23 protein-coding genes and 1 tRNA gene are annotated in these 19,339 nt (G+C 73.2%); 13 read left to right on the top strand and 11 right to left on the bottom strand.

Annotated elements, in window-relative coordinates; genetic code table 11:
* Positions 1-1,027 (top strand): hypothetical protein (locus OGL89_RS14805; protein ID WP_263120927.1); only part of this gene is annotated, 1,027 nt, incomplete at its 5' end.
* Between the two features lie 147 nt (positions 1,028-1,174).
* The gene (locus OGL89_RS14800; protein ID WP_263120926.1) at positions 1,175-1,558 is read left to right on the top strand and encodes a YchJ family protein; all 384 of its coding nucleotides are present in this window, start codon (positions 1,175-1,177) and stop codon (positions 1,556-1,558) included.
* Between the two features lie 7 nt (positions 1,559-1,565).
* Here OGL89_RS14800 and dtd read toward each other — a convergent pair whose 3' ends face one another.
* The 7 genes from dtd to OGL89_RS14765 all read right to left on the bottom strand — a co-directional run bounded on the left by dtd (position 1,566) and on the right by OGL89_RS14765 (position 7,144).
* Positions 1,566-2,000 carry a D-aminoacyl-tRNA deacylase gene (dtd, locus tag OGL89_RS14795; protein WP_263120925.1) on the bottom strand — a complete coding sequence of 145 codons (435 nt, stop codon included), beginning with the start codon at positions 1,998-2,000 and terminating at the stop codon, positions 1,566-1,568.
* Complete coding sequence (locus tag OGL89_RS14790; RefSeq protein WP_346770721.1) at positions 2,000-3,088, bottom strand: asparaginase; 1,089 nt, start codon at positions 3,086-3,088, stop codon at positions 2,000-2,002. The genes dtd and OGL89_RS14790 overlap by 1 nt, the downstream gene beginning before the upstream one ends.
* 2 nt (positions 3,089-3,090) lie before the next feature.
* Positions 3,091-3,417, bottom strand: coding sequence for a DUF2516 family protein (locus OGL89_RS14785; protein ID WP_263120923.1), 327 nt, complete (start codon positions 3,415-3,417; stop codon positions 3,091-3,093).
* A 17-nt stretch (positions 3,418-3,434) separates the two neighbouring features.
* Positions 3,435-4,526 carry an FUSC family protein gene (locus OGL89_RS14780; RefSeq protein ID WP_263120922.1) on the bottom strand — a complete coding sequence of 364 codons (1,092 nt, stop codon included), beginning with the start codon at positions 4,524-4,526 and terminating at the stop codon, positions 3,435-3,437.
* Between the two features lie 17 nt (positions 4,527-4,543).
* Entirely contained in the window at positions 4,544-5,677 is a 1,134-nt protein-coding gene (locus OGL89_RS14775) for a folate-binding protein (RefSeq protein ID WP_263120921.1), read from the bottom strand.
* Positions 5,674-6,231, bottom strand: coding sequence for an FABP family protein (locus OGL89_RS14770; protein WP_263120920.1), 558 nt, complete (start codon positions 6,229-6,231; stop codon positions 5,674-5,676). The genes OGL89_RS14775 and OGL89_RS14770 overlap by 4 nt, the downstream gene beginning before the upstream one ends.
* Before the next feature lie 136 nt (positions 6,232-6,367).
* A complete protein-coding gene (locus OGL89_RS14765) occupies positions 6,368-7,144 on the bottom strand; it encodes a hypothetical protein (protein WP_263120919.1) in 777 nt (258 codons plus the stop codon).
* A 126-nt stretch (positions 7,145-7,270) separates the two neighbouring features.
* Here OGL89_RS14765 and OGL89_RS14760 point away from each other — a divergent pair, with 126 nt between their 5' ends.
* The 3 genes from OGL89_RS14760 to OGL89_RS14750 all read left to right on the top strand — a co-directional run bounded on the left by OGL89_RS14760 (position 7,271) and on the right by OGL89_RS14750 (position 10,343).
* Complete coding sequence (locus OGL89_RS14760; RefSeq protein ID WP_263120918.1) at positions 7,271-7,990, top strand: response regulator transcription factor; 720 nt, start codon at positions 7,271-7,273, stop codon at positions 7,988-7,990.
* Positions 7,991-8,102: 112 nt separating this feature from the next.
* A complete protein-coding gene (gene nhaA / locus OGL89_RS14755; protein WP_263120917.1) occupies positions 8,103-9,365 on the top strand; it encodes a Na+/H+ antiporter NhaA in 1,263 nt (420 codons plus the stop codon).
* 54 nt (positions 9,366-9,419) lie between these two features.
* Positions 9,420-10,343: an alpha/beta hydrolase gene (locus OGL89_RS14750; RefSeq protein WP_263120916.1), complete on the top strand. Its 924-nt coding sequence runs from the start codon at positions 9,420-9,422 to the stop codon at positions 10,341-10,343.
* Between the two features lie 4 nt (positions 10,344-10,347).
* On the opposite strand, the gene nth is transcribed toward OGL89_RS14750, so the two are convergent.
* Complete coding sequence (gene nth, locus OGL89_RS14745) at positions 10,348-11,007, bottom strand: endonuclease III (RefSeq protein ID WP_263120915.1); 660 nt, start codon at positions 11,005-11,007, stop codon at positions 10,348-10,350.
* Positions 11,008-11,133: 126 nt separating this feature from the next.
* Here nth and OGL89_RS14740 point away from each other — a divergent pair, with 126 nt between their 5' ends.
* The 5 genes from OGL89_RS14740 (at position 11,134) to OGL89_RS14720 (ending at position 14,323) form a co-directional block, all read left to right on the top strand.
* The gene (locus tag OGL89_RS14740) at positions 11,134-11,541 is read left to right on the top strand and encodes a hypothetical protein (RefSeq protein WP_263120914.1); all 408 of its coding nucleotides are present in this window, start codon (positions 11,134-11,136) and stop codon (positions 11,539-11,541) included.
* A 66-nt stretch (positions 11,542-11,607) separates the two neighbouring features.
* A complete protein-coding gene (locus OGL89_RS14735; protein ID WP_263120929.1) occupies positions 11,608-11,967 on the top strand; it encodes a GntR family transcriptional regulator in 360 nt (119 codons plus the stop codon).
* The gene (locus tag OGL89_RS14730) at positions 11,964-12,884 is read left to right on the top strand and encodes an ABC transporter ATP-binding protein (RefSeq protein WP_263120913.1); all 921 of its coding nucleotides are present in this window, start codon (positions 11,964-11,966) and stop codon (positions 12,882-12,884) included. Before OGL89_RS14735 ends, OGL89_RS14730 begins: the two co-directional genes overlap by 4 nt.
* 11 nt (positions 12,885-12,895) lie before the next feature.
* Entirely contained in the window at positions 12,896-13,558 is a 663-nt protein-coding gene (locus OGL89_RS14725) for a hypothetical protein (RefSeq protein WP_263120912.1), read from the top strand.
* Between the two features lie 87 nt (positions 13,559-13,645).
* Entirely contained in the window at positions 13,646-14,323 is a 678-nt protein-coding gene (locus OGL89_RS14720) for a Crp/Fnr family transcriptional regulator (RefSeq protein WP_346770720.1), read from the top strand.
* A gap of 61 nt (positions 14,324-14,384) precedes the next feature.
* On the opposite strand, the gene OGL89_RS14715 is transcribed toward OGL89_RS14720, so the two are convergent.
* From OGL89_RS14715 to OGL89_RS14705, 3 genes are read right to left on the bottom strand one after another with little or no spacing between them, the layout of a single operon-like run.
* Positions 14,385-14,855: a RidA family protein gene (locus OGL89_RS14715; RefSeq protein WP_263120911.1), complete on the bottom strand. Its 471-nt coding sequence runs from the start codon at positions 14,853-14,855 to the stop codon at positions 14,385-14,387.
* Complete coding sequence (locus OGL89_RS14710) at positions 14,852-15,013, bottom strand: hypothetical protein (protein WP_168630258.1); 162 nt, start codon at positions 15,011-15,013, stop codon at positions 14,852-14,854. The genes OGL89_RS14715 and OGL89_RS14710 overlap by 4 nt, the downstream gene beginning before the upstream one ends.
* Positions 15,014-15,018: 5 nt before the next feature.
* Positions 15,019-15,330, bottom strand: a complete 312-nt coding sequence (locus tag OGL89_RS14705) for a WhiB family transcriptional regulator (protein ID WP_263120910.1) — start codon at positions 15,328-15,330, stop codon at positions 15,019-15,021.
* A 269-nt stretch (positions 15,331-15,599) separates the two neighbouring features.
* On the opposite strand from OGL89_RS14705, the gene OGL89_RS14700 reads away from it, so the two are divergent.
* The 3 genes from OGL89_RS14700 to OGL89_RS14690 all read left to right on the top strand — a co-directional run bounded on the left by OGL89_RS14700 (position 15,600) and on the right by OGL89_RS14690 (position 19,092).
* Positions 15,600-17,993, top strand: a complete 2,394-nt coding sequence (locus OGL89_RS14700; protein ID WP_263120909.1) for a penicillin-binding protein — start codon at positions 15,600-15,602, stop codon at positions 17,991-17,993.
* Positions 17,993-18,970 (top strand): metallophosphoesterase, encoded by a 978-nt coding sequence (locus OGL89_RS14695; RefSeq protein WP_263120908.1) that lies wholly within the window; start codon positions 17,993-17,995, stop codon positions 18,968-18,970. Before OGL89_RS14700 ends, OGL89_RS14695 begins: the two co-directional genes overlap by 1 nt.
* Before the next feature lie 48 nt (positions 18,971-19,018).
* A tRNA-Pro gene (locus OGL89_RS14690) sits at positions 19,019-19,092 on the top strand.
* Positions 19,093-19,339 lie beyond the last annotated feature (247 nt).

Here is a 19,339-nt window from a genome sequence, read left to right as displayed (position 1 = left end):
CATCGCCGTCGTCCTCGCGTTCTCCGTGGCCGGGATCTCCCCGGCGGCCGCGGCCGTGTCCCGACCCGCTGCCACGAGCTCCACCGTCGACGACGCCGCGCGCACCACCTGGGCGCTGGAGCCCGCGAGCGCCCAGGGCGCCGACGGCCGGGTCTCCCTCCGGCACGGGATCGACCCCGGCGGAGAAGCCGTCGACCACGTCACGCTCACCAACTTCAGCCCGCACGCCGCGGTCTTCGACCTCTACCCCGGGGACGGACTGCTCACCGCGGACGGTCAGTTCGATCTCCCGCCCACCGGCAGCGAGCCCACCGACTCCGGATCGTGGATCGCGCTCGGCGAGGGGGCGCCCGGTGCCCCGCAGCAGGTCGAGGTCGGCGCCGAGTCGTCGGTGACCGTCCCGGTGACGCTCCGGGTCCCCGCCGACGCCACCCCCGGCGACCACCCGGCGGGCATCGTCGCCGCGCTGTCCTCCGCCACCGGGTCCGGCGTCGGGTTGGACTCCCGGGTCGGCGTCCGGCTGCACCTGCGGGTCACCGGTGACCTGGCTCCCGCGCTCACCGTGCAGGACGTGCGCGCCAGCTACCGCCCGTCCTGGAACCCGTTCACCGCGGGCACCCTGCGGATCGACTACGTGGTCGAGAACCCCGGCAACGTCCGGCTCGGGGCAACCTCCACCGCCAGCACCGCCGGGGTGTTCGGCCTGGGATCGACCAGCGCCGAGGGTCCGGCACTGCGGGAGGTCCTGCCCGGCTCCAGCGCGGGAGGCAGCATCGAGGTCCCGGCCTGGCCCCTGCTCCGGGCCACCGGGGCTGTGTCCGTCGAGCCCGGCGTGGTCGGCGACGACCAGATCACCGCGGCGCTGGCGACGGGCAGCGCCGACCTCGGCGTGTGGACCCTGCCCTGGCCGCAGCTGGTCCTGCTCCTGCTGCTGGTCGCCCTGGTGCTCGGCGTCCGGCAGCTCCGCCGGCGACGCGAGACCGCTGTCCGCCGCCGGATCGACGCCGCGGTCGCCGCGGCCCGCTGATCCGGCGCCGAGGGAACACGAAAGCCGAGCTCGGCGGTCCGGACGCCTGTGTTCGTGCACGCTCGGTCGGTCGGGCCACCGAGCCCGTCCCGCTCCTGGGTGATCGGGCCCTGGTCCGTCCGGGTGTCCGGGCGACATAATCCCGGCGTGACCGTCACCCGCTGCCCCTGCCTGAGCGGCCTGGCCTACGACGACTGCTGCGGTCGGTTCCACCGCGCCGAGGCCGTCGCGCCCACCGCCGAACAGCTGATGCGCTCCCGGTTCAGCGCGTTCGCGGTCGGCGACGCGGACTACCTGCTCGCCAGCTGGCACCCGCGCACCCGCCCGGAATCGGTCGAGCTGGACCCCGAGGACCGCTGGTACCGCCTGGACGTGCACGCGATCGAGAGGGGCGGGCCCTTCGACGACGCCGGACTGGTCGAGTTCACCGCCTACCACCGCGGCCCGACCGGGTCCGGCACCCTGCACGAGGTGAGCCGGTTCGTCCGCGAGGACGGCCGCTGGCTCTACCTGGATGGTCAGGTCTCCTGACCGTCGGCTAGGCCGCCTCGGACTCGATCAGCAGCGTCGTCGGCCCGTCGTTCACCAGCGACACCGCCATGTCCGCGCCGAACACCCCGGTCTCCACCCGCACCCCGCGCGTCCGCAGGTCGGCCACCACCGCGTCGACCAGCGGCTCGGCCACCGGTCCGGGGGCGGCGGCGTTCCAGGTCGGTCGCCGGCCCTTGCGAGCGTCGCCGTAGAGGGTGAACTGGCTGATCACCAGGACCGGTGCGGCCGCCTCGGTCACCGATCGCTCACCGCGCAGCAGTCGCAGGTCGGCGATCTTGCGGGCGATGTGCTCGGCCTGCGCCGGGCCGTCGCCGTGCGTGACGCCGACCAGGACCACCAGGCCCTCGCCCTCGAACGCGCCGACCACCCGGCCGTCCACGCTGACCGACGCCCCGGCCGCCCGCTGGATCACCGCGCGCATCAGAACGCCGCCAGCACGGCACCCACCGGTTCGCCGTGACCCAGCACCGGCACCTCGCCGAGCTCCGCGACCAGTGCCGGGTCCACCCCGGCCACCCGCAGCGCGGCCGCCAGCACCGCCGGTCGCGGCCGCGCGCCACCGTCGGCGATCTTGAACGCCAGCGACGAGCCGTCCGGCAGCCCGGCCGCGTACACGCCGTCCGCACCGTCCTTGGCGACCAGCCCGGGCACCGCCCGCATCGCACGGGTGACGTCCCTGCCGGCGCCGCCGACCAGATCGGGGTGCTCGTGCATCGCCAGGGCGACCTGGGCCTCGGGCAACGCGGCCACCTCGACGCCGGACTGCGCCGCGAAGGACGCCCCGGCCTTCGCGATCCGGCCGAACGCCTTCGCCAGTCCGGTGAGCGAGGTGGAGAACAGCGGGGCGCCGCAGCCGTCGATGGTGGTGTGCTCCACCCCGACGCCGGTCAGCTCCTCGACCGCGGCGCGCAGCGCGATCTGCAACGGGTGCCCCGGCTCCCGGTAGCCGTCGGTGTCCCAGCCGAACTCGCCCTCGTGGGCGGCGCAGGTCATCAGCATGGCGGCGTGCTTGCCGGAGCAGTTCTGGGTCAGTGACGACGGTCCGTGTCCCTCGGACCGCCGGGCGAAGGCCGCGTCGGCGTCCAGCGGCAGGTCCGGGGTGTTGTCCAGGTCCTCCTCGGTCAGCCCGGCCGACGCGAGCATCTCCCGGACCACCCGCAGGTGCTCCGGCTCACCGTTGTGCGAGGCGCAGGCCAGGGCCAGCTGCTCGGCGGTCGGGTGCACGCTGCTCAGGCCGGCGCGCAGCATGCCGACCGCCTGCAACGGCTTGAGCGAGGACCGGGCCAGCACGGTCACCCGCGGGTCGCCGAGGGCCAGCAGCACGTCCCCGTCCGGCCCCAGCACCACCAGGTGGCCGGCGTGCACGGACTCGACCAGGTCGCCGCGCACCACCCGGGCCAGCGGCACGGCATCGGTGGCGATGTCGGTCGCCCCGGCCGCGGTCACCACGGCGGAGGCGGCCTTCAGGTGCTCGGCGAACTGCGGTCCGCCCGGACGGATGCCCGGCACGTTCACCACCCGCCCCGGGACGGCCCGCCCCGACGACCGCCGCCGGAGTAGCCGCCGATCGCGGGCTTCACGTCCACCAGGTAGACCACCGCGGCCACGGCGGCGATCAGCGCCAGGAACCGCAGCGCGCCCAGCGGCGGCAGCGCGATGAACGACACCGCGGTCGCCACGCCGAGCACGATCAGCCACAGCTGCTTGGTCCGCTTCCCGGCGGCGACGTAGGCCGCGGCGGGTCGCCGGGCGGCGTCGATCAGCGCCCAGACGCACAGCACGAAGATCGCGAGGTAGAACAGGGAGAAGAGCACCACTTGCACGCTGCCGAAGATCACGGGACCGAGCCTACGGGTCAGATCTCCGGAAGCGCCTCGTGGGCCTGCGCCGAGTCGACCCCGCTCGCCTCCAGCAGGTCCACCACCAGCGAGCGGATCAGCAGCACCAGGGACTGCACCTGCCAGTCGTCGGGGGCCAGGGTGAACGGGTCCAGCTCCTCCGCCAGCACCAGCAGCGTGGTGGAGGCCCGGACCGGTTCCGACCCCGACCCGAGCGCCGCCGCCAGGTCCTCGGCGGCCAGGGCCGTGCGCTGCACGATGTCCGCGACCGTCGACAGGTCGTGCCCGTGCTCCGGGGTGCCGAGCGTCGCCTTGGTGCGCCGGGCCAGCACCCGGGCGTTGCGCACCGCGCGGTCGGTGCGCACCGCCGAGCGGTTCAGCCATTGCAGCTCGGTGCGGTGCCGCCGGGCCGCCGGCGACACCCGGGCCAGGTCACGGGCGGCGGCGCAGGCGTCCTGCCACTCGGCCAGTGCCGGTTCGGTGGCCCGGCCGCGCATCAAGGCGTCCTCGATGTCCGACGACTGGTGGGTGCGCATCCCCCGGGCCAGCACGCCGAGCATCGCCGCCAGTTCCTCGACCGCCGTCCTGCCCTGCGCCCGCGGTCGACGCCGGACGTCCCGCGGGATCAGCGCGGCGACGGCCAGGGCCACGAGTCCGCCGACCACCGCGTCGGTCCACCGTCCGACCGGTCCGCCGGAGGCCGCGACCGTCGGCAGGCCCACGATCACGATCGACTGCACCCCGGCCTGGGTGGTCAGCATCGGACCGCGGTCGATGAACCGGGCGATGAACGCCGAGACCACCAGCACCGCCGCGACCTGCCATGCGCCGGTGCCGATCACGTGCACCACCACATCGCCCAGCGCGACGCCGAGGGCCACCCCGACGGCCAGTTCGGCCACCCGGCGCAGGTCGCGGTCGGCGCTGAAGCCCAGCGACACCCACGCGCCCACCGCCGCGAAGAACGGCGCCTGGTGACCGAGCAGCTCGTGCGCCAGCCAGAAGGCGACCCCGGCGGCCATCGCGGCCTGCATGATCGGCCAGAACGCGGTCCGCACCCGGGACCAGCCCTGCCGGATCCGGGCCTCGACCGCGACGCGCGCGCTCACGGACCGGGACACGCCGCTCACAGCATCGGGTGGCCGCCCAGACCGCGGGTGAGCGGTCCGTGCGCCGCCGGGCGGTCGATCGACACGCCCTCACCCGGCACGATCTCCTCCTGTCCGGCGGTGACGGCCCCGCCGTCGCAGTCCACGACCAGTTCCTCGTCCACCGGGGCGGACCGCTTGACCACGGCCAGCGCGACCGGACCCAGCTCGTGGTGCCGGGCCAGGCTGGTGACCCGGCCGACCTCGCGGCCGGGCTCCCCGCCGGTGCGCAGGTCGCCGACCAGCCGCACGGTGGCGCCCTCCTCGGGCAGCAGGTGCCCGGAGCCGTCCAGGTGCAGCAGCACGATCCGGCGCGGCGGCCGGCCCAGGTTGTGCACCCGCGCGATGGTCTCCTGACCGCGGTAGCAGCCCTTGTGCAGGTGCACGGCGGTCCGCAGCCAGTCCAGCTCGTGCGGGATGGTCCGGTGGTCGACCTCGCGGCCGAACCGCGGACGCAGCGCCTCGACCCGGACCGCCTCGGCCGCCCAGGTGCCGACCAGCGGCCAGCCCGCGGCCTCCCGCGCGGCGACCTCCTCGACCAGGCGGTCCCGGGGCACCAGCACCAGGCGCCACTTCCGGTCGTTCCCGGGGTGCACGTCGTCGGCCGGCCCGTAGCGGGTGCCGCCCGGCGCGGTGGTCGGCCACGGGTCGCGCCAGGTGACCGGCTCGCCCTCGACGCCCTCGGCGTCGACCGGCTCGGCCAGCGCGGCCCAGTCGGTGGTGACGTCCGTGACCTCGACCCGGAGCATGAACCGCATCCGGTCCAGCCAGGCGGCCAGCTCCGGTGCGGTCTCGGTGAGCAGCCAGGTGGCCTCGCCGTCGTCGACCACCCCCGCCGCGTGCTCGACGTGCCCCTGCGGGCTGAGCACCAGCAGTTCGGTGCTGGTCCGCGGCGGCAGGCCCTCGATCTGCTGGGAGGTGATCGAGTGCAGCCAGCTCAGCCGGTCCGGACCGGCGACCCGGACCACGCCCAGGTGCGACTGGTCCACCACCGCCCCGCCGCGGGTCAGCGCGCGCTGTTCGGCGGTGGGGTCGCCGTAGTGCCAGGCCACCCCCGCGTCGGGGCCGGTCGCGGGGACCGCCCCGTGCCGCCGGAGCAGCGGACTGGTCACGACTCGACCCGGCTCAACCGCGCCGAGGCGTAGGACTGCATCGGCTGCCCGAAGGCCGCCATGTCGTGCGCCCACATCAGGTCGCCGTTCACCAGGCCGAGCAGGCGCTTGCCCGCGGTGACCTCGGCACCGGTCTCGGTGCGGGCGATCAGGTCGCTGACCAGGTCGATCCGCCCGTTGCCGGTGGCACCGACGTAGACGTCCACGTGACCGGCGGGGTCGGCGATCAGCAGCTCGACCGGGAACAGCTCCGAGCCCATCCCCTCGGGACGGGCCGGCGGGATCCGCCAGAAGCCCAGCTCGGTGGACCAGACCGGGGACTCCTCCGCCTGCTCGTCCTCGAGCGCGGAGACGTCGTCGGGGGCCACCACCAGGCGGATCACCGAGCGGTAGGACAGGTAGAGCCCGCCGTCGTGGTCGATCTCGATCTCCTGGGTGAAGGAGGTCTCCTCGACACCGGGGTAGCCGAGGACGCCCTCGCCCGACCACCGCCCGACCAGCCAGGACAGCGGGTACAGCTCGGGCGCGAGGCCCTCGGGGATGACGAAGGCCATCAGCGCTGACCGGTGAACAGGCGGTAGACGACGTAGCCGGCGAACCACGCGATCGCGATCGCGGAGGCGACCAGCAGGCCGATGAAGACGAGTTCCAGAGGCTCCATGTGCCGATCCTAACGACGGCACCGGCGGCTCACCCGATCAGGACCCGCCCGGTCAGGTAGACCAGGATGCCGGTGACCGCCACCGGCAGCGTGGCGATCGACCACAGGGCGGCGCGGGCCCACGGCTCGCCGTCGTGCTCCAGTCGACGGAACAGCTCGGTGGCGGCGGCGACCAGGATGCCCACCGCGAGCCCGAGCAGGGTGCCGGACAGCAGACCGATCTCGGTCAGCGCGACCCCGACCACGGCACCGGCAGCCGTGGATCCGCCGACCACCGCGCCGACCCGCAGCCAGCCGCGGAACGGCAGAGCGCTGACCGCGGAGCCGACCGCGAGCGCCACCGCACCGGCCACGACCACCGCGTCCCCGGCCACGGTCCGCTCGGCGGCCAGCCAGCCGACCGAGCACACCGGCACCAGCGCACCGGCCACCGTCCCGGCCACCGACTCGACCAGACGCTCCCGGCCGTCCCGGCGCGCGAGCTCCGCGAGGAACGCGGCCAGCACCACCCCGGCGAACACCGCGGGCACCTGGTTCAGCATCGCCTGCTCGCGGGACAGCCACACGGCGAGCACCGCCGCGGCGCCGCCCAGCACGATCACGGTGGTGGAGTGCCACCGGGCGGGAAGCCCGGCGACCAACGGCCAGCCGTAGGCGAACAGCCCGCCCAGGACGACCAGCAGACCCGCCAGCACCGGGCCGCTGTGTCCGGCGAGCGTGAGGTCGCCCACGACGCCGGCGACCGCCACCAGGGTCGCCAGCACCGCCGAGGTCACGGCCCGATTCGACGCCTGCACGTCCGCCATCCTGACAGACGCGGCGGCCCTCCCCGCGCACCGGCTCCGTGTCCGGCGCGTGACATCCCGGTCACATCCGGGAAAAATGGGGGGGCTATCGTGTCCCCCACTTCGCCACAGGGAGGGGAGCCGCCAGTGGCCGATCTGCTTCTGCTCACACCCGCATCCGGCGGGTCGTCCCAGGTCCTCCCTGCGCTCGGTCTGCTGTCCCACCGGGTCCGGGTCCTGCCGGTCGAGCCGTCCGCACTCGTGGACGCCCCGGATGCCGACATCGTGGTGCTGGACGCGCGGCGCGACCTGGTCACCGCGCGCACGACCTGCCGGCTGCTGCGCGCCACCGGCCTGACCGTCCCCCTGGTGCTGGTCCTCACCGAGGGCGGCCTGACCGTGGTCACCGCCGAGTGGGGCGCCGACGACATCGTCCTGGAGAACGCCACCCCGGCCGAGGTCGAGACCCGGTTCCGCCTCGTGATCGAGCGCGCCGCGACCTCCACGATCGACGACGGTCCGCAGGAGATCGCCTCAGGCGACCTGATGATCGACCCCGGCGGCTACACCGCCCGGCTGCGCGGACGTCCGCTCGACCTGACCTACAAGGAGTTCGAGCTGCTGAAGTACCTGGTGCAGCACCCGGGCCGGGTCTTCACCCGCGCGCAGCTGCTGCAGGAAGTCTGGGGCTACGACTACTACGGCGGCACCCGCACGGTGGACGTGCACGTGCGACGCCTCCGGGCCAAGCTCGGACCGGAGCACGAGCAGCTGATCGGCACCGTCCGCAACGTCGGCTACCGCTTCGATCCACCCAAGGACCGGCGCGCCGTCGAGTCGCAGGCCGAGGTGCCCGCGGAGGCGTGACTCCCGTCCGTCGAGCGGGACCCGATCGCCGGGATCTCGTACGATGGGTCGCGGTGTGCCGGGAAGTCTGGTCGGCGAGATCCGAGTCGACCCCTCGAGAGGCCCGCTGCCCATGACATCCCCTGCGCCCGAGCGCCCCACTCGCGCCCGCCTGTTCGCCGCCCTCACCCCCGGCGGTGAGTCGAACCTCCTCGACACCCTGCGCGCCGAGCGCACCGGTGGCGTGCTGTTGCTGATCGGCGCGATCGCCGCCCTGGTGTGGGCTAACTCGCCCTGGTCCGAGGCCTACCGCACGGTGTCCGAGACGGTGATCGGTCCGAGCGCGCTGCATTTCGACCTCACTCTCGCCGACTGGGCCAAGGACGGTCTGCTGGCGATCTTCTTCTTCGTGGTCGGGGTGGAGCTGAAGCGGGAGATCGTCGACGGCGAGCTCCGCCGGGTGCGGACCGCCGTCGTCCCGGTGTGCGCGGCGATCGGGGGCATGCTGGTGCCGGCCGGCCTCTACCTGCTGGTCAACCTGACCGCGGACGGTGGGGCCCCGCAGGGCTGGGCGGTGCCGACCGCGACCGACATCGCGTTCGCGGTGGCCGTCCTCTCCGTGGTGGGACGCAGCCTGCCGACCTCGTTGCGCGCGTTCCTGCTGACCCTGGCCGTGGTGGACGACCTCCTCGGGATCATCGTGATCGCGACGGTCTACACCGAGTCGCTGCACCTGATCTGGCTGGTCGCCTCGCTGGTCGTGGTCGCGCTGTTCGGGCTGCTGGTCCGGACCCGGTTCGCCCGGAGCGGCCCGGGGTCGGCGGCGCTGATCGTGCTGGGTGTGACGGCCTGGGCCCTGATGCACGCCTCCGGGGTGCACGCCACGATCGCCGGGGTCGCGCTGGGCATGACGGCCCCCGCCCTGGCCCGCGCCGGGGAGAGCCGGAGCATGGCGGAGCGGCTCGAACACCGGTGGCGCCCGGTGTCCGCCGGACTCGCCGTCCCGGTGTTCGCCCTGTTCGCAGCGGGCGTCGCCCTCGACTCCGAGGTGATCGGCGACGCCCTGACCGACCCGGTCGCCCAGGGGGTGGCACTGGGCCTCGTGCTCGGCAAGCCGCTGGGCATCCTGGCGGCGACCTGGCTCGTCGCCACCTTCACCCGCGCGCAATTGGCTGAGGACCTGTCCTGGCGGGACGTGGCCGCGGTCGGCGCGCTGGCCGGGATGGGCTTCACGGTCTCGCTGCTGATCGGGGCGCTCGCCTTCGGCGAGGGCAGCCCGCACGATCAGCACCTGACGGTGTCGATCCTGGTCGCCTCGCTCGTCGCGGCGGTGGGCGGCGGGGTGGCCCTCGCCGCCCGCGACCGGCACCACCGTGCCCTGACACCGGCCGGCTGATCGACCGACGTCCTGCTCACACGGGGAGCTCGCGAAGGGGTAGGTTCGCCTGCGATGACCGTCGACTCCTCCGCCCTGCTGCTCGACGGCCCGTGGCGGCACCAGTTCGTCCCGGCCAACGGCGGGCGCTTCCACGTCGCGACCGCGGGGCCCGAGGACCGGGACGCCCCGCTGGTGGTGCTGCTGCACGGGCTGCCCGAACTGTGGTGGGCCTGGCGGCACCAGATCCCCGCGCTCGCCGAGGCGGGCTACCGGGTCGCCGCGATGGACCTGCGCGGGATCGGCGGCTCGGACAAGCCACCGATCGGCTACGACATGCCGACCCTGACCCAGGACGTGGCCGGCGTGGTCCGCTCACTGGGCTGCGAGCGCGCGGTGATCGTCGGCCAGGGCGTCGGCGGCGGCGACGTGGCGTGGGCGATGCCCGCCTACCACCCGGAGGTCACCTCCGCGCTGGCGGTGCTGTCCTCCCCGCACCCGTTGCACCGCCTGGGGGACGCCCGGCGTGGCCTGCGGGCGAAGGCCCTGCGGCACATGGCGGCGTTCCAGGTCCCATTGCTCCCCGAGCGCTCGCTCGCGCACGGCGACCTGGTGGCTCGGCTGCTGCGCGAGTGGGGCGGCGCCCAGTGGCCGGACCCCGCCGCGCTGGCCGTGTACCGCCGGGGCGCGCAGATCCCGTTCGCCGCGCACTCCGCGATGGAGCAGGTCCGCTGGCTGTACCGGTCCTGGTTCCGGGCGGACGGCCGGCGGCACGCCCAGGCGCTGCGCGAGGCCCCGACCGTGCCCACCCTGCAGCTGCACGGCGGGTCGGACGGCTGCTACGCCGTCTCCCGCGCCGTCGCCGCCGGCCGGGTCGCCGGACGCCTGGGGGCCGCCTACCGGTTCGAGATGCTCGGCGGCACCGGGCACTTCCTGGCCGAGGAGCAGCCCACCCGGGTCAGCTCGCTGCTGCTCGAATGGCTCGACGGCCTGAACTGAGCGCTCAGACCAGCGACGACGGGCAGTCCCGGGTGACCGGGCAGGTCGCGCAGTCCGGTCGGCGGGCCAGGCAGCACCGTCGCCCGTGGAAGATCAGCCGGTGGCTGACCAGCGTCCACTCCGCGCGCGGGATCAGCGCGGCGATCTCCCGCTCGACCCGGACCGGGTCCTCCTCCGTGGTCCAGCCCAACCGCCGGGCCAGGCGTCCGACGTGGGTGTCCACCGTGATCCCGGGCACGCCGAACGCATCGCCCAGCACCACGTTGGCGGTCTTGCGGCCCACTCCGGGCAGCGTCACCAGGTCGTCGAGCCGGGGTGGCACCTCGCCGTCGAAGCGCTCGACCAGTGCCTGCCCGAGCCCGGTCAGCGAGCGCGCCTTGGCCCGGAAGAAGCCCAGCGGCCGCAGGATCTCCTCCAGCTCCTCCCGCTCGGCCCCGGCGTAGGACGCCGCGTCCGGGTACCGCGCGAACAGACCCGGGGTGACCTGGTTGACCCGGACGTCGGTGGTCTGGGCGGACAGCACCGTGGCGACCAGCAGTTCCAGCGGCGATCGGAAGTCGAGTTCGCACCGGGCGTCCGGGTAGCGCTCGGCCAGTGCCCGGTTCACCCGCCTGGCCCGTCTGACCAGTGCCAGAGCCGGACCCCCGGAGTCAATGCTGCTCATCCGGGCAGCCTAGAGCCGCTCGTCCCCGCGAGTGACGCTGGGCACGTCGCGGGCGAACCTGCTCAAGTCCGGTGTCCCCGGGGTCGACACAGTCGCCAGCACCCCCACGATCCCGAGGACGGCGACATGCCCGCAGGCCAGCAGCGGCCCACCCTGACCGAGCTGCGCCGTCGCCGTCGCGCTCTCCGGTTGGAACACCAGCACGTGCGCCGGTGGCGGCTGCTGCTGCGGGACCGGATCGAGCTGGCGGTGGCCGCCGCCGCACCGCCCCGGCCGCCGGGCGAGGACCCGGACGTCCGGGACCTGCTGCCCGGCCACGGCGACCTGGCCGATCTCCTGCCCGGCGCCGCCGAGCTGGCCGGTGCCGTCCGCGGCGCCCTGCCGCTGGCCGAGATCGAGCAGCTCCCCCGACTGCGCGCGCTGGACGGCCGGCTCGCGGCCTACGAGGAGCAGCTGGGCACCGCCCTGGACGACGTGACCGAGCAGTACATCACCGAGCTGGCCCGCGATCTGAGCGTGGACGCCCCGGCCTGATGGCGCGGGACGCTTCCGGCATGTAGGTTACCTAGTGAACTAGATGACCTACCTACCGGGGTGACCATGCTCGACGGCAAGGGACCGATCTTCGCCCAGATCGCCGACCGGATCGCCGACGACGTCGTCGCGGGCACCTACCCCGAGCACGGGCCGATCCCGAGCATCAACGAGTTCTCGGTGTTCTTCCGCACCGCCCCGATGACCGTCGGCAAGGCGATCACCCAGCTCGTCGACCAGGGCGTGCTCTACAAGAAGCGCGGCATCGGCATGTTCGTCGCCGAGGGCGCGCCCGCACTGCTGCGTGCCCGGCGCGCCGACGGCCTGCGCAGCGAGTACATCGCCCCCCTGCTCCGGGAGGCCGCCCTGATCGGCGTCGACCTGCCCACGCTCCACCAGCTCATCGACCAGGAGGCCAGCTCATGACCACCGCCATCGACGTGCGGTCCGTCCACCGATCCTTCGGCCGGACCCCCGTGCTGCACGACCTCAGCTTCCAGGTGCCCGAGCACTCGATCCTCGGCCTGCTCGGCCGCAACGGCGCCGGCAAGACCACGATCATGTCGATCATCGCCGGGCAGGACCGTCCGACCTCGGGCGAGGTGCTCGTCGGCGGGCACACCCCGTTCGAGCACGCGCCGACCCTGAACACCATCCGGTACATCCGGGACAGCCAGCGCTACCCGGACGACTACCACCTGCGGCACGTGCTGCGGATCGGGCCGGTGTTCGCGCCGCACTGGAACGCCGAGCTGGCCGACGCCCTGGTCGACGGCTTCGCGCTGCCCGCCCGGGTGCAGGTCAAGAAGTACTCCCGCGGGCAGCTGTCCGCCCTGGGCATCGTGCTCGGGCTGGCGTCCCGCACCCCGATCACCCTGCTGGACGAGCCCTACCTGGGCCTCGACGTCGGCGCCCGCCGGGTGTTCTACGACGCCCTGCTGCGCGACTACGCCGAGCACCCGCGGACCGTCGTGCTCTCCACCCACCTGGTGCAGGAGTCCGAGTCGCTGTTCGACCGGGTCGTGATCCTGGACGGCGGCCGGGTGGTCGCGTCCGGCGACCGGGACGAGGTGGTCGGCGGACTGGTGCAGCTCTCCGGCACCACCGGGGCGGTCGGCGAGCTGATCGCCGGCTTCGACGTGCTGCGCACGGACAAGGTCGGCGGTCTCTGCTCGGCCCTGGTCCGCACCGACAACGACCTGGCCGCCGCCGCGCACCGGCTGGGGGTCCAGGTGTCCGGCGCCTCCCTGCAGGACCTGGTGGCGTCCTACGGGCCGGGGAGCCGCACGACCGAGGAGGTCGCGGCACGACCGGCTCGCTCGCCACCACCCGGCTGCACCTGAACAAGCGGGAGATGACCTTCGCGGTGCCGCTGTACATCACCGGCGTGGTCGCGGTGATCTCGATCCTGATCATGGTCCTGTTCCTGCGGGCCGGTCAGACCCCGGGCTCCGCGGACTGGATCCAGGGCGCCCGCTCCAACGGCGGCATGGTCTGGAGCCTGTGCGGGTTCCTCGGTTACATGGGTGCGCAGTCGGTGGCCACCACGTTCCCGTTCGCGCTGACCCTGGGCGCGACCCGGCGGCACTTCGTGCTCGGCACCGTGTTCTGGTGGGCCACCACCGCCGGCTACCTGGCCGCGATCTTCACCGCGCTGTGCGCCCTGGAGCTGGCCACCGGGCACTGGTTCGCCGATCTGTACATCTTCGACGTGTACCTGCTCGGCTCCGGATCGCTCTGGCGGATCGCCCTGATCGTGTTCGGCGGGACGCTGAGCATCTTCAGCCTCGGCGGCGTGTTCGCGGCGTCCTGGGTCCGGTTCCGCAACCGCGGTCCGATGGCGCTGGGCGCCGGCCTGGTCCTGCTGATCCTGGTGGCGCTGATCATCACCGTGCCGTCCTTCGGGCGGATCGTCGACGCCTTCCAGGGCTGGTGGCTGATGGTCGCCGCCGCCGCGGTGATCGCCTGCTCCTCCGTCGGCACCTGGGGATTCCTGCGCGGGAGTTCGGTGCGCTGACCTGTCCGTTCACTGCCGGGTCACCTCGACCGGGCCGGATGGGGCACACTGAGGCCATCGCAATTCCCGGTGAGAAAGGTTCCACAGGTGGAGGACGACGTCGTACTCTCGGCGCCCCTGTTCGTGGGGATGGACCCGGAGGCGTCCCGTGCGCTGATCGCTTCCATGCAGCCCGTGCACGTCGCCCGGGGTGAGGTCCTCTTCCACGAGGGCGAGCCCGGCGACCGGCTGTACGTGATCCGCACCGGCAAGATCAAGCTCGGCCGACGGTCCAGCGACGGCCGGGAGAACCTGCTCGCCGTGCTCGGCCCGGGCGAGATGTTCGGGGAGCTGTCGCTCTTCGACCTCGGCCCGCGCACCGCCACCGCGACCGGCGTCGCCGACGCCGTGGTGATGGAGCTCGGCCACGAGGAGCTGGTCGGCTGGCTGGAGCAGAACCCCGGCGTCGCCAAGCACCTGCTCGGCGCGCTCGGCCGCCGACTGCGCCGCACCAACGAGGCCCTGGCGGACCTGGTGTTCGCCGACGTGCCCGGCCGGGTGGCCAAGGCGCTGCTCGACCTGTCCACCCGGTTCGGTCAGCAGACCGACGAGGGCGTCCGGGTCGCGCACGACCTGACGCAGGAGGAGCTCGCCCAGCTGGTCGGCGCCTCCCGGGAGACCGTGAACAAGGCGCTGGCCGACTTCGCCGCCCGCAAGTGGGTCCGCAGGGAGGGCCGGGCGATCGTCCTGCTCGACCTGGACCGCCTGGAGCGCCGCGCCCGCTGAGACGGAGACGTGAGGAGGGCCCCGACGCGGATCGCGCCGGGGCCCTCCTGCTGTCCGGGTGTCAGTCGGTGATCTCGGCGACGATCTCCACCTCGACCGGCGAGTCCAGCGGCAGCACCGCGACCCCGACCGCCGAGCGGGCGTGCACCCCGGCGTCACCGAAGATCTCGCCCAGCAGGGTGCTGGCGCCGTTGATCACGCCGGGCTGCCCGGTGAAGGTCGGGTCGCTGGCCACGAAGCCGACCACCTTCACGATCCGCACGACCCGATCCAGGTCGCCGTCCAGCAGAGCCGCCACCGCGGCGACCGCGTTCAGCGCACAGGTCGCGGCCAGCTCCTGGGCGGTCTCGGCCGACACCGCGGCACCGACCTTCCCGGTGACCGGCAGCTCGCCGCCGACGAAGGGCAGCTGCCCGGAGGTGTGGATCAGGTTCCCGGTGCGGACCGCGGGCACGTACGCGGCGACCGGCGCGGCGACCTGCGGGAGCTCCAGCCCCAGCTCGGCGAGCCGCGCGGCGATCCGCCCGGTCACTTCTCGCCCGTCGGGCGCTTGAGGTAGGCGACCAGTCCGGTCTCGGACTGCAGCACGGTGACCAGTTCCCAGCCGTCCGACCCCCACTGGTCGAGGATCGCCTTGGTGGCGTGGACGATGAGCGGGACGGTCGCGTATTCCCAGGTGGTGGTGGCCATGGCCGTCACCCTAGTCGCGCGGCGTCGCGCACGTCGTCCAGCGCGAGCAGTTCGTCCTTCCACGACTCCACGTCCGGACGCCGACGCAGCAACGCCCTGCGCTCGCGCTCGGTCATCCCGCCCCACACGCCGAAGTTCGCCCGGCAGTCGAGTGCGTCGGCCAGGCACTCCAGCCGGACCACGCACTGCTGACACACGCTGCGCGCGTCGCGCTGGGCCTTGCCCTCGACGAACAGGTCGTCGGGCTCCACCCGTTCGACCCCCGCCGCGGACCCGCAGGCCGCGAACGCCGTCCAATGACCGTCCGGTACGGACATGCCATCCCCCTCGGTACCACGTCTCCCCTACGGGGACGCCCGACCGGGTACGGCTAGGACCGGCAGTGTCCCCCTGCTCGGGCGACCGTACCGCCGGATTCGTCCCACGTCACCACCCATCCGGGTCTCAGTGGGGACTCAGACCCGTGTGCAGGTCCGGTGCAGGTCGCCCAGAAGCCCATGATCACCGTGGAGCGGGGTCGGCGGGCTCCCGTACTCTGGCGACCATGCCCTCTCCCTCGTCGCCCTCGTCCGGCCGCGGTCGACAGATGACCGCCGGTCAGGCGGTGGCGCTGTTTATGGCGTTCCTGCTCGCCTCCGGCATCGGCGGTCTGCTGGCCGCCGGACTCGCCCTGCCGACCGTCGCGGTGGCCAACGGCGCCGCCGACCTCACGGTCCAGGCGTTCGAGGACCTGCCCAGCGAGCTGGAGCAGAAGCCGCTGTCGGAGAAGTCCGTCCTGCTGGCCGCCGACGGCACCCAGCTGGCCGAGTTCTGGTCCGAGAACCGCGAGGTCGTCACCCAGGACCAGATCTCCGAGCAGATGCAGAACGCGGTGATCGCGACCGAGGACCGCCGGTTCTACCTGCACGGCGGCATCGACCCGACCGGCACCCTGCGCGCGGCGGTCTCCAACTTCACCGGCGGCTCGACCCAGGGCGGATCGACGCTGACCCAGCAGTACGTGAAGAACGTGCTGATCGAGACCGCCATCCGCGACGGCGACTACGCCAAGGCCGAGCAAGCCCGCGAGGCGGAGGGCACCGAGGGCTACGCGCGCAAGCTCCGCGAGGCGAAGCTGGCCATCGCGCTGGAGAAGACGATGACCAAGGACGAGATCCTCACCTCGTACCTGAACATCGCCCAGTTCGGCGTCTCGACCTACGGCGTGGAGGCCGCAGCGCAGCGGTACTTCAGCAAGCCCGCCTCGGAGCTGAACTACCTCGAGGCCGCGACGATCGCCGGGATCACCAACAGCCCGACGCTGTACGACCCGGTGAAGAACCCGGAGCAGTCCGAGGGCCGCCGCAACACCGTGCTGTTCCTGATGCACGACCAGGGCTACATCACCGACGAGGAGTACCAGACCGGGAAGGACACCCCGCTGGCGAACACCCTGGCGGTCTCCGAGCCGAAGTCCGGCTGCATGGCCGCGGAGTCCGTGGTCGGCGGCTCCGGCTACTTCTGCGACTACGTCACCAACGTGATCAAGAACGACCCGGCCTTCGGTGAGACCCAGGAGGAGCGCGAGGACCTGCTCTACCGGGGCGGCCTGACCATCACCACCACCCTGGACACCCGGGTGCAGACCATCGCCAACGACTCGGTGAAGAACAGCGTCCCGGTCGCGGACGCCTCCGGTGTCGGCGAGGCGATGAGCGTGGTCGAACCCGGCACCGGGCAGATCAAGGCCATGGCGCAGAACCGGGACTTCAACAACACCTCCGAGGCCGGTGACCGCCAGACCTCGGTGAACTACAACACCAGCTACGAGTACGGCGGCTCGACCGGCTTCCCGCCCGGTTCGACCTTCAAGGCCTTCACCCTGCTGCAGTGGCTCAAGGACGGGCACTCGCTGAGCGAGCGGGTCAACGGCACCGCCCGGACCCTGAACACGAACCAGTTCAAGGCCTGCGGGCAGCAGCTCGGCAACACCACCTACAAGGTGGGCAACTCCGAGGGCGGCGCGGGCCAGATGTCGGTGCTGCAGGCGACCCAGAACTCGGTGAACCTGGCGTTCCTGACCATGGCGATGCAGCTCGACCTGTGCGACATCATGAACGGCGCCGCCGAGCTCGGCGTGGTCCAGGCCGGCAACGGCGAGACCTTCGACGCGGTGCCCGGCAACGTCCTCGGCTCGCAGTCCACCACTCCGCTGGCCATCGCGTCCGCCTACGCCACCTTCGCCTCCGGCGGCGTGTACTGCTCGCCGATCGCGATCACCCGGGTCCAGGACGCCGACGGCGCCGACCTCGCGGTGCCGGACGCGGGCTGCAAGCAGGCCATCTCCCAGGAGATCGCCAACGCGATGGCGTACGCGATGAGCAACGTGTGGAGCGGCACCGGCAAGGGCATCGGTACCCCGTCCTACACCGCGTCGGGCAAGACGGGCACCACCAGCCAGAACGAGCACACCTGGTTCGCCGGGTACACCCCGCGGCTGTCCACCGCCGTGTGGGTCGGCCACCCGGACTCGATGACTCCGATGCAGGGCGTCACGATCAACGGGACCTACTACCGCAACGTCTTCGGTGCGACGGTCGCGGGCAAGGCCTGGAAGTCCGCGATGGACGGCTTCCTGCTGGACGGCACCCCGAACCCCGACTTCGGTGCGGCCAGCTCCGACGACATCTACGGCGCCCCGGTTGCGGTGCCCTCGGTGGTGGGCCTGGACGTGGAGGCCGCGACCGAGCAGTTGTCGGCGGCCGGGTTCGGCGTGCAGGCGGGCGAGGCGGAGTTCTCCGACCTGGCGGCCAACACCGTGATCCGGCAGGACCCGAGCGGCACCGCCACCCCCGGCTCGATGGTCACGCTGATCCTGTCCAAGGGGACCGACCCCGCGGCAGAGCAGCCCACCGACCAGCAGACCCAGGGGCAGAACCAGGGGCAGGGCCAGAACCAGGGGCAAGGGAACGGCGGGGGCGGCAACCGGGGCGACGGGTAGTGGCCTCCCGTCTGGCCCGCGGACTCGGCGCCGCAGCGCTGGCCGGCGCCGGTGCGGTCGCCTGGGGGGCACTGGTCGAGGTCCGCTGGTACACCCTGCGCGAGTTCACCGTGCCCGTGCTCGCCCCCGGGTCCGACCCGCTCACGATCCTGCACCTGTCCGACCTGCACCTGACCCCCGGTCAGCACCGCAAGGTCGACTGGGTGCGCGATCTGGCGTCCCTCCAGCCCGACCTGGTGATCGACACCGGCGACAACTGGGCACATCTGGACGCGATGCCCGCGCTCCTGCACGCCCTGGAACCGCACCTGGACACCCCCGGCGCGTTCGTCTGGGGCTCCAACGACTTCTTCGCCCCCTCGCCCAAGAACCCGGCGCGCTATCTCCTCCCGGACGCACGGGTGCAGCGCGACCGGCCGCCGGTAGAGCTGCCCTGGCGAGAGCTCGGGCGACGACTGACCTCCGCGGGCTGGATCGACCTGGACAATCGCCGGGACGCCCTCGATGTGGCCGGTCGACGGATCAGCCTGGTCGGCACCAACGACGCCCACCTGGACCTGGACCGCTTCCCCGGCCCCGACGGCGACATCCGCCCCGCCGCCCACCGCGAGGACCCCGCTGGACCCGCCCGGGTCACCGAGCCGGTCCCCGACCTGCACCTGGGCGTCACCCATGCGCCCTACCGCCGGGTCCTGGACGCCATGCTCGCCGACGACGCCGATCTGATCCTGGCCGGGCACACCCACGGCGGCCAGCTCGCGGTCCCGGGCTACGGCGCCCTGGTCACCAACTGCGACCTCGACCGCAGCCGGGCGAAGGGTCTGCACGGCTGGCCCGGTGCCCGACCCGACGCCCCGCACGGCGCCGATTCCACCTGGCTGCACGTGTGCGGCGGTCTCGGTACCTCGCCCTACGCGCCGGTGCGCTTCGCGTGCCGACCGGAGGCCGCGTTGCTCACCCTGGTCGCCGCCAGCTGAGCACGGTCACGCGCACCCCTCCACGTCCGGTATGCTTACCTGGCACCACGGGGTGTGGCGCAGCTTGGTAGCGCGCCTCGTTCGGGACGAGGAGGTCGTGGGTTCGAATCCCGCCACCCCGACGTGATGTGGAAGGGCCGGTACCGCAAGGTGCCGGCCCTTCGTGCGTCCCCGAGCCCGCGATCCACGCGGCCGACTGCGTCCCGCTCACTCCGGTCCGTGCGCACCCTGCCCGCCCGCACCTCGGCCCGCGCGCACCCTGCCCGCCCGTACCTCGGCCGAGTGCGACGAACTTGTCGCCCATATCGCCCGCAGAGCGACAACAACCTCGCACTCGGCATGGGAGAGCGGCGTGCGCGGAGGGCGCGG

The sequence above is a fragment of the Cellulomonas sp. RIT-PI-Y genome (genome assembly GCF_025642745.1).
In the GTDB taxonomy this organism is placed as follows: domain Bacteria; phylum Actinomycetota; class Actinomycetes; order Actinomycetales; family Cellulomonadaceae; genus Cellulomonas.
The sequence above is the reverse complement of the archived record's forward strand: the minus strand, read 5'-3'. Positions and strand labels throughout refer to the sequence as shown.

What these genes read in the sequence shown, in the direction of transcription:
- OGL89_RS14725 (WP_263120912.1), top strand. Translation starts at nt 12,896, where the DNA reads ATGACCTTCGCGGTGCCGCTGTACATCACCGGCGTGGTCGCGGTGATC.
- OGL89_RS14770 (WP_263120920.1), bottom strand. Translation starts at nt 6,231, where the DNA reads ATGGCCTTCGTCATCCCCGAGGGCCTCGCGCCCGAGCTGTACCCGCTG.
- OGL89_RS14735 (WP_263120929.1), top strand. Translation starts at nt 11,608, where the DNA reads ATGCTCGACGGCAAGGGACCGATCTTCGCCCAGATCGCCGACCGGATC.
- nhaA (WP_263120917.1), top strand. Translation starts at nt 8,103, where the DNA reads ATGACATCCCCTGCGCCCGAGCGCCCCACTCGCGCCCGCCTGTTCGCC.
- OGL89_RS14765 (WP_263120919.1), bottom strand. Translation starts at nt 7,144, where the DNA reads ATGGCGGACGTGCAGGCGTCGAATCGGGCCGTGACCTCGGCGGTGCTG.
- nth (WP_263120915.1), bottom strand. Translation starts at nt 11,007, where the DNA reads ATGAGCAGCATTGACTCCGGGGGTCCGGCTCTGGCACTGGTCAGACGG.
- OGL89_RS14730 (WP_263120913.1), top strand. Translation starts at nt 11,964, where the DNA reads ATGACCACCGCCATCGACGTGCGGTCCGTCCACCGATCCTTCGGCCGG.
- OGL89_RS14740 (WP_263120914.1), top strand. Translation starts at nt 11,134, where the DNA reads ATGCCCGCAGGCCAGCAGCGGCCCACCCTGACCGAGCTGCGCCGTCGC.
- dtd (WP_263120925.1), bottom strand. Translation starts at nt 2,000, where the DNA reads ATGCGCGCGGTGATCCAGCGGGCGGCCGGGGCGTCGGTCAGCGTGGAC.
- OGL89_RS14710 (WP_168630258.1), bottom strand. Translation starts at nt 15,013, where the DNA reads ATGGCCACCACCACCTGGGAATACGCGACCGTCCCGCTCATCGTCCAC.
- OGL89_RS14750 (WP_263120916.1), top strand. Translation starts at nt 9,420, where the DNA reads ATGACCGTCGACTCCTCCGCCCTGCTGCTCGACGGCCCGTGGCGGCAC.
- OGL89_RS14705 (WP_263120910.1), bottom strand. Translation starts at nt 15,330, where the DNA reads ATGTCCGTACCGGACGGTCATTGGACGGCGTTCGCGGCCTGCGGGTCC.
- OGL89_RS14700 (WP_263120909.1), top strand. Translation starts at nt 15,600, where the DNA reads ATGACCGCCGGTCAGGCGGTGGCGCTGTTTATGGCGTTCCTGCTCGCC.